This window comes from Streptomyces musisoli, assembly GCF_016741855.1.
GTDB lineage: Bacteria > Actinomycetota > Actinomycetes > Streptomycetales > Streptomycetaceae > Streptomyces > Streptomyces musisoli.
Genome location: NZ_JAERRH010000025.1, coordinates 79084 through 86475 on the forward strand (window position 1 = coordinate 79084; position 7392 = coordinate 86475).

The 7392-nt window shown below is 69.0% G+C and carries 5 protein-coding genes and 1 pseudogene; 3 read left to right on the forward strand and 3 right to left on the reverse strand.

The genetic code is table 11. The features are described 5' to 3' along the window. Nucleotides 1-182 precede the first annotated feature (182 nt). Together JK361_RS35975 and JK361_RS35980 are read left to right on the forward strand one after the other, a co-directional pair. On the forward strand, nucleotides 183-2552 hold the full coding sequence (locus JK361_RS35975; protein ID WP_201826467.1) for an RCC1 domain-containing protein: 2370 nt from the start codon (nucleotides 183-185) through the stop codon (nucleotides 2550-2552). A gap of 192 nt (nucleotides 2553-2744) precedes the next feature. After that, a complete protein-coding gene (locus JK361_RS35980) occupies nucleotides 2745-3293 on the forward strand; it encodes an elongation factor P (RefSeq protein WP_201826469.1) in 549 nt (182 codons plus the stop codon). Nucleotides 3294-3365: 72 nt separating this feature from the next. Here the strand turns inward: JK361_RS35980 and JK361_RS35985 are convergent. Further along, a pseudogene (locus JK361_RS35985) lies at nucleotides 3366-4286 on the reverse strand (IS5 family transposase). Between the two features lie 84 nt (nucleotides 4287-4370). Between JK361_RS35985 and JK361_RS35990 the strand changes: the two are divergent. Beyond that, nucleotides 4371-5555: an IS701 family transposase gene (locus tag JK361_RS35990; RefSeq protein ID WP_201826470.1), complete on the forward strand. Its 1185-nt coding sequence runs from the start codon at nucleotides 4371-4373 to the stop codon at nucleotides 5553-5555. Nucleotides 5556-5924: 369 nt separating this feature from the next. On the opposite strand, the gene JK361_RS35995 is transcribed toward JK361_RS35990, so the two are convergent. Both JK361_RS35995 and JK361_RS36000 read right to left on the reverse strand, forming a co-directional pair. After that, the gene (locus JK361_RS35995; protein WP_201826472.1) at nucleotides 5925-6584 is read right to left on the reverse strand and encodes an SDR family oxidoreductase; all 660 of its coding nucleotides are present in this window, start codon (nucleotides 6582-6584) and stop codon (nucleotides 5925-5927) included. A 303-nt stretch (nucleotides 6585-6887) separates the two neighbouring features. Continuing rightward, nucleotides 6888-7118, reverse strand: coding sequence for a hypothetical protein (locus tag JK361_RS36000; RefSeq protein ID WP_201826474.1), 231 nt, complete (start codon nucleotides 7116-7118; stop codon nucleotides 6888-6890). Nucleotides 7119-7392 lie beyond the last annotated feature (274 nt).

Here is a 7392-nt window from a genome sequence, read left to right on the forward strand (position 1 = left end):
CTGCTGCGCTACTCCGCCGACTGCCCCAACACCACTCTCGCCTACACCCCGGCCCAGAAGCCGGCGTCACGTACTTCCTGCACCGCTCATCTGCTTCAGCCCCGGCTCCGCATCAAAGCGCAGCCCGGGGCGCCCCTGATACCGCCTCTGGCGAACCGAACGACGAAGGAGTGTCACCCATCATGACCGTGCTTGCGACCCGCCCTGCCCGCCTGCCCCGCATGGCGGGGTTTCCTCCGCCGGTCACCTTCGGCCCCGTCATCGCCTGGGGGAGGCACACCGAGGGTCAGCTGAATGTGCCGGCCGCCGCGCAGTCGGGGGTGGTGCAGGTCGCCGCCGGCGGCACTCACAGTGTGGCGTTGCTGTCGGACGGACGCGTCGTCGCCTGGGGCGACAACGCCAGCGGTCAGGCGACTGTGCCGCCTGCCGCGCAGTCGGGGGTGGTGCAGGTCGCCGCCGGAGGTCATCACAGTGTGGCGTTGCTGTCGGACGGGCGCGTCATCGCCTGGGGCAACAACTCCAGCGGTCAGGCGGCTGTGCCGTCGGCCGCGCAGTCGGGGGTGGTGCAGGTCGCCGTCGGCCACGGGCACAGTCTGGCGTTGCTGTCGGACGGGCGCGTCATCGCCTGGGGCAACAACTCCAGCGGTCAGGCGACTGTGCCACCTGCCGCGCAGTCCGGGGTAGTACAGGTCGCCGCCGGCTACATGCACAGTCTGGCGTTGCTGTCGGACGGGCGCGTCATCGCCTGGGGCAACAACTCCAGCGGTCAGGCGACTGTGCCACCTGCCGCGCAGTCCGGGGTAGTACAGGTCGCCGGCGGCGCTTGGCACAGTGTGGCGTTGCTGTCGGACGGACGCGTCATCGCCTGGGGCAACAACTCCAGCGGTCAGGCGACTGTGCCACCTGCCGCGCAGTCCGGGGTAGTACAGGTCGCCGGCGGGGTTAGTCACAGTCTGGCGTTGCTGTCGGACGGGCGCGTCATCGCCTGGGGCAACAACTCCAGCGGTCAGGCGAATATGCCGGCGGGGTTGCGTGCCGCGTATGTCGGACTCGGCCCAGGCAGCGACCATTGTCTGGTGGTGGGGGGTGTGCCGGGCGGGGTGGAGTCGGTGGTGACGGTGTCCGGGAGCGGGCAGGAGACCGAGCCCGGCACCGTCTTCCCCGAGCCCCTGGCCGTGCGGGTGACTGGCCCTGCAGGCGTGCCCGTGGGCGGAGCTGAGGTCTCCTTCACCGTCCGCGACGCCCATGACACGGGCACCGGCTTCCCCACCGGCTCCCCGGACACGGTGACCACCGGCAGCGACGGCACCGCCACCACGGCCGTCCCGCTGATCGCGGGCCCGCGGACCGGGCCCGTCGAGGTCGTCGCCACCGCCGGCTTCGCGGAAGCCGTCTTTGTCCTGGACGTCGCACTCACCACCGCCGACCAGTTCGTGACCGTCTCCGGTAACAACCAGCAGGCCCGGCCCGGCACCGCCTTCCAGCCCATGACCGTGCGCGCCCTGCGCGCCGGGGCGCCGCTGGCCGGCCTGCCGGTACGGTTCGCCCTCTCCGACACCGACTCCACCGGCTCCACCCTGCCCGGCCGGGACATGATGCACGACACCGTCACCGACGGCGACGGCCTCGCCTCCGCCACCTGCACCGCCGGAGCGGGCGAGGGCGACTTCCTGGTCATCGCCACCGGCGGCGGCCAGAGCGCGACCCTTCATGCCACGGTGGGCGACCCGGTTGCCGCACACATCGTGCCGCTGCGGGGTGACGGTCAGTCGGCGGTGGCGGCCTCGGTGTTCGGGGCACAGCTGACGGCACAGGTCACCACCGCGGGCGGCACGCCGGTGGGTGGTGTGGTGGTCGAGTTCACCATCGAGTCCAACCCCACCGGCTCGTTCTTCCTCACCCCCGCCCTGGCCTCCACCGTGCCTGCCCTGGCCCCCTACCAGCTCGCCGACGGCAGCATCGACCACCTGCGTCCGAGCGCCGAAATCCTGCAAGCCGCCGGTGACCGCGGCAACCTGGCCGCCGTCCTGCAGGACCTCGACACCACCGGCGCCACATCCGAGCGCGTCACCACCCTCGACAGCAACCCCGCCGACCCCGCATACGGCACCGCCACCACCCACGCCCTCATGGCCGGTCTCACCCCGGGAGTCTTCCGGGTGCGGGCCACCGCCCCCGAGTACCCCGATATCCCGGCCGCCTACTACCAGCTCACCGTCACCGCGGCCGGCGGCATCCGCCTCGTCATCGACTCCGGCAACAACCAGCAGGAAAAGACCGACAGGCGTTTCCCGAAGCCCTGCGTGGTCCGGGTCACCAACTCTGTCGGCCAGGGCCTGGAAGACGTCACCGTCACCTTCCGGCTCACCGGCACCACCGGAGCGGTCTTCCCCAACGGCTCCGCCAGCTTCACCACCGCCACCGACCCCGACGGCTACGCAGGCTCCCGCGCCATCACCGCCGACTTCCCCGGCCGCGTCTACGTCAACGCCACATGCCCCGGCACCACACCCGCCCCCGCCCCCATCCGCTTCACCCTCCAAGCCCACTAGGGCCTGTCTGACAAAGGATTACCGTCCGCTGCCGCCCACGAGTCCGATCGCGTCACCTGTTGGAGGGAACGCGTCGAGTTCGAACCACACCTTCGAGCACCTGCTGGCGATCATTGAGGCTGGTGCAGTTCGTCGAATTTCAACGTGCTGCGCGTCGCTGTATCAAGACCCTCAGGACTCGGAGAACCCACGATGAAGACTGGCAAAGAACTCAGGCCCGGTACCGTCCTTCGCATCGACAATGACCCGTGGCTGGTTCTGAGCAGCAAGTCGGGCAGCGACGGCGCGATCGTGAAGAGCAAGCTGAATAACCTGCTGACCGGCAGCAAGACGGACGCCGTCTTCGCGGCGGACGACAAGCTGGACGACGTGGTCCTCGATGACAAGGAGGTGACCCTGGCGTACATCTCCGGTAATATCTACGTCTGGTTGGACACCACCGACGACACCATGTACGAGCTGAACGCCGAGGACATCGGAGCCGCCCTGGCGTACATCGTGGAGGGCATGCGGGAGGTCTGCGTCCTGACCATGTACGAGGAGAGGGCCCTCTGGGTCGCACTCCCCACCACCGTCAGCCGCCAGATCGGCTACACAGAGAACGCCAGCACCTCAAGCAACATGAAGCCGGCCAAGCTGACCAACGGAACCGAAGTCCAGGTCGCCGACGCCATCCAGATCGGCGACTGGATCGACATTGACACCCGCGACGGAAGCTTCAAGGGCCGCACCAAGGGGTAGTCCCTGGCAGCCGCACTCGACGGCACAGCCAGCAGGGCGGCCTACGGCAACCTCCGCCCAGTTGCCCTTGTATTACGACACGCCTCGGACCCTGTCCGACGGGTCTTGGAGAGGTTCGCGAAGCCAGAGGATGAGCGAGGCGATGTGAACCCCGGCTCTGTAGCGGGCGGCCAGTTTGTCGAAGCGAGTGGCTATCGCCCGGAACTGCTTGAGGCGGCCGAAGCAGCGCTCGACCACGTTGCGGGACTTGTAGAGCTCGCGGTCGAAGGCCGGTGGCCTGCCACCGGCCTGCCCGCGCCGCACACGGTTGGCCTTCTGGTCGGCCCGTTCCGGGATCACAGCCCGGATGCCCCTGCGCCGCAGAGAGCGGCGGATCGCCCTGGAGGAGTACGCCTTGGTCCGCGATGACCGCGTCTGGCCTGCGGCGGGGCCGCCCGGCACCGGTCCGAGGAACCCTCAGCTCGTCCATGACCGTTTCGAAGACGGTGGAGTCGTTGACGTTGCCCGGCGTGACGACGACGGCCAGGGGCAGGCCCCGGCCGTCGCAGGCGAGATGTACCTTGGTGGTCAGCCCGCCGCGGGACCGGCCCAGCGCCTGGCCCGCTGACGGACGTGCCGGATCTTCGAGTTCGTCCCCCGCCGCCGCCCCTTTTTGCGGGCCCCGGCGGCGTGCTGGTGAGCTCGGCTGAGGGTGGAGTCGACCGACACGGTCCACTCCACGGCTCCGACGGAGTCGTACCGGACCTGCGCCTGCTTGAGCAGGCGCGCCCAGGTGCCGTCCGCCTCCCAGCGGGCGAACCGCTCATAGGCCGTCTGCCACGGCCCATAGCGCTCCGGCAGGTCACGCCACGGAGCACCGGTCCGCAGCCGCCACAACACCCCGTTGATCACCTGCCGGTGATCCCGCCACGGCCGTCCACGTCCGTCAAGACCAGGCAGCAGGGGCGCTATCCGCTCCCACGCCGCATCCGTTAGCTCACCAAGACCCACCACGAGATCAATTATCAGACAGGTCCTAGACTAGTACTGCAACGGTGCTTGTCGTGACTGATGGCCAGGCTGGTCGTTGGTGTGGTTGTGGGTGGGAACCTTGCTGATGTCAGGTTGTGGGCCGGTGAACTGACCGCTCTGCATGAGCGGTTCGTGCACCGGTTCAACAGGTCGGAGCCGCGTGAGTCGACGCTGGCTTATATGCGTGGGCTGATCGCACCGATGGAGCGGAAGAACGGCTGGACGCTGGCCGAACAGGCCGGGCATGCAGGCCCGGACCGTATCCACCGGATGCTGAACCGGATCGAGTGGGACGCCGAGGAGGTCCTCGACGACGTGCGCGATTATGTCGTTGAGCACCTCGGAGACCGGGATGCCGTCCTGATCGTGGACGACACGGGCTTCCTGAAGAAGGGGCTGCGGTCGGCTGGGGTGCAGAGGCAATACTCCGGCACGGCCGGTCGGACGGAGAACTGCCAGATCGGTGTCTTCCTCGCCTATGCCACCGACCGCGGGCGGACCCGGATCGACCGACGCCTGTATCTGCCCACGTCCTGGATGGAGGACCGCGAGCGCTGCCGCCGGGCCGGCATCGGTGACCATGTTGGGTTCGAGACGAAGGTGGCCATGGCGAAGGCGATGGTCCGTCGTGCCGTCGCGGACCGGATCCCGTTTCGGTGGGTGACCGCGGATGCCGCCTACGGATATTCCAAGGGCTGGCGGTTCGAGCTGGAGCAGGCCGATGTCTTCCACGTCATGGCCACCACCCGACATGACACCGTCGTCACCCGCTGGGCGATCGACCACCCCGTCCACGACCTGTTCAACGGTCTGCCGCGACAGAAGTGGAAACGCCGCTCCTGCGGCACCGGGGCTCACGGCCCGCGGATCTACGACTGGGCTCGCATCGAGGTGCGACCCTGGCACCGGCCCGATCGCCGCCACTGGGTGATCGCCCGCCGCAGCGTGAGCCGGCCCGGGGAGATCTCCTACTACATCGCCTACTGCCCCACCGAGACCACCCTCGACGACCTGATCCGCATCGCGGGCAGCAGGTGGGCCATCGAGGAGTGCTTCCAGAGCGCGAAGCAGGAGTGTGGCCTGGACGACTACCAGGTCCGCCGGTATCCCGGCTGGCACCGCCACATGACCCTGGCCATGGCCGCCCATGCCTGCCTGACAGTGCTGCGGGCCCGCGAACTGGATGCCGACAAAGCAGAAACGGATCCTCCCCACTCATCCACCTCAGCCTCGCCGAGATCAGACGCCTGATCACCCGACTCACCGACCGCCGGCCCGTGAGCATCGACCACATCCTGCACTGGTCACACTGGCGGCGCCGACGCCAGTTCCAAGCCCGCATCAGCCACTACAAACGACGCGGACACAGCCCATGAAGCTGCCCAACACTCAGCACAAGCACCGTTGCAGTACTAGGGCCCGAACGAGCGATGGGGTGTCTTCGGCGCGCTGGTCGGAGACATCCCGTCGAACGACTCCGCCACCAGTATTCCACCGTGAACAGACGCCGCCGGACGATTGTGAGTCGCTGGCGCAGCGTGCCGGGCTGCTGTGGTTGGTGCGGCCTGGTCCGGCGCGGCGGGGCGGGCCAGGCCCCGTCGTGCTACCGGCTGCCTGGGGTCAGCCAGCGGCTTTCTTCACGGCTTCGCTCACCGGCATGTTCCCGCTGATCAGTTCCAGCGTCTGCCCTGCCGTGCCAGGCTCGTCAAGCAGGGCCGTGATCACCGCCGCCACGTCGTCGCGCGACACCGACCCGTTGCCAGTCGACTCGGCGAGCGTCACCATGCCGCTACCCGCATCGTTGGTCAGGTGCCCGGGTCGCAGGATCGTGAAATCGAGCCCGGACCGACCCCGCACATCGGCGTCCGCCGCGCCTTTGGCCTGCAGATAGGCGGCGAAGACCGGGTCGGTGCCCTCGGGTGGCTCGCGGTCCGCGCCCATGGCGGAGATGACGATGAAGCGCCGTACCCCGGCCGCTTCGGCCGCATCCGCGAAAAGGGAGCACGCCGCGCGATCGACCGTGTCCTTGCGAGCTGCCCCGCTGCCCGGGCCCGCCCCGGCCGCGAACACCGCCGCGTCCGCACTATCCAAGTGCCTGGCGACATCGCCGGCCGACGCCGACTCCAGATCGCAGACAACTGGTTCGGCACCCGCAGCCACCAGATCGCCGGCCTGCTCCGGATTGCGGACGAGCCCCACGACGTCGTCTCCCCGCGCGTGCAGCAGCCGCTCAAGCCGCAGCGCGATCTGACCATGACCCCCAGCAATGACGATGCGCATGCGCACGACAGTAAGCCCCGGGAGCGGTACCAGCAGCAGGCTCGGCGGTCTCCCACCCGTACGAGTGAGGTCGCGATGACGGCGAGCTGCTCGTCATGGAGCATGGGCAGCTCAGCTTCGCAGCGCTGCAGCGGCGCGCGGTTGCTGGCGCCCGTAGCGCCCGCCAGCCTGGCCGCCGAGCTACCCGCGCACTGCTGGAGGCGCTGTTCACCGATTACGCCCTGACGGCTCCGCAGACGCTCGTCGAAGGCATCGTGATCAGCTACGCCAGTCGTCCCCACTGCACCGAGTGCAAGGCGGCGTTCACGGACGAGCGGTGGCGTCGGCCACGACCGCCTCGACCACCCGCCGATACAGGCCCGACAACGCCTGAACGCCAAGCCCGTCACACCACCACGGCGGCCGCTCATCATACCCCGCCCGGCCGCCCGACACCGCGTCCACGGCACCCTCCACCGGCTCCTCGCCGTCGTGCACCCTCTCCACCTGCGTCGATGTCGTGCCAGCGGCACCGGCCGCGGCAAGCTCGTCCATCAGCTCCTCACGCCCGATCCTCGCGAACTCCCACCGCTGCCGGGTCAGCAGCCTGCGCCTCCGCCTCCCGCAGCCTCGCCTCCGCACCCTCCAGCACCTCCCGGGCCCGCGCCTCCCGCCGCTCCATCAACGCGATAACCGACGGCATCGACCACCTCCACGACGAGAACCGAACCGCCCGCCAACTGCCCGACCCCGCCGACGCGAACACCTCGACCAACCATGAAGAAACCGCAGCTCATAGAGCTGCGGTTCGGTTGGCCACCACGTTCTC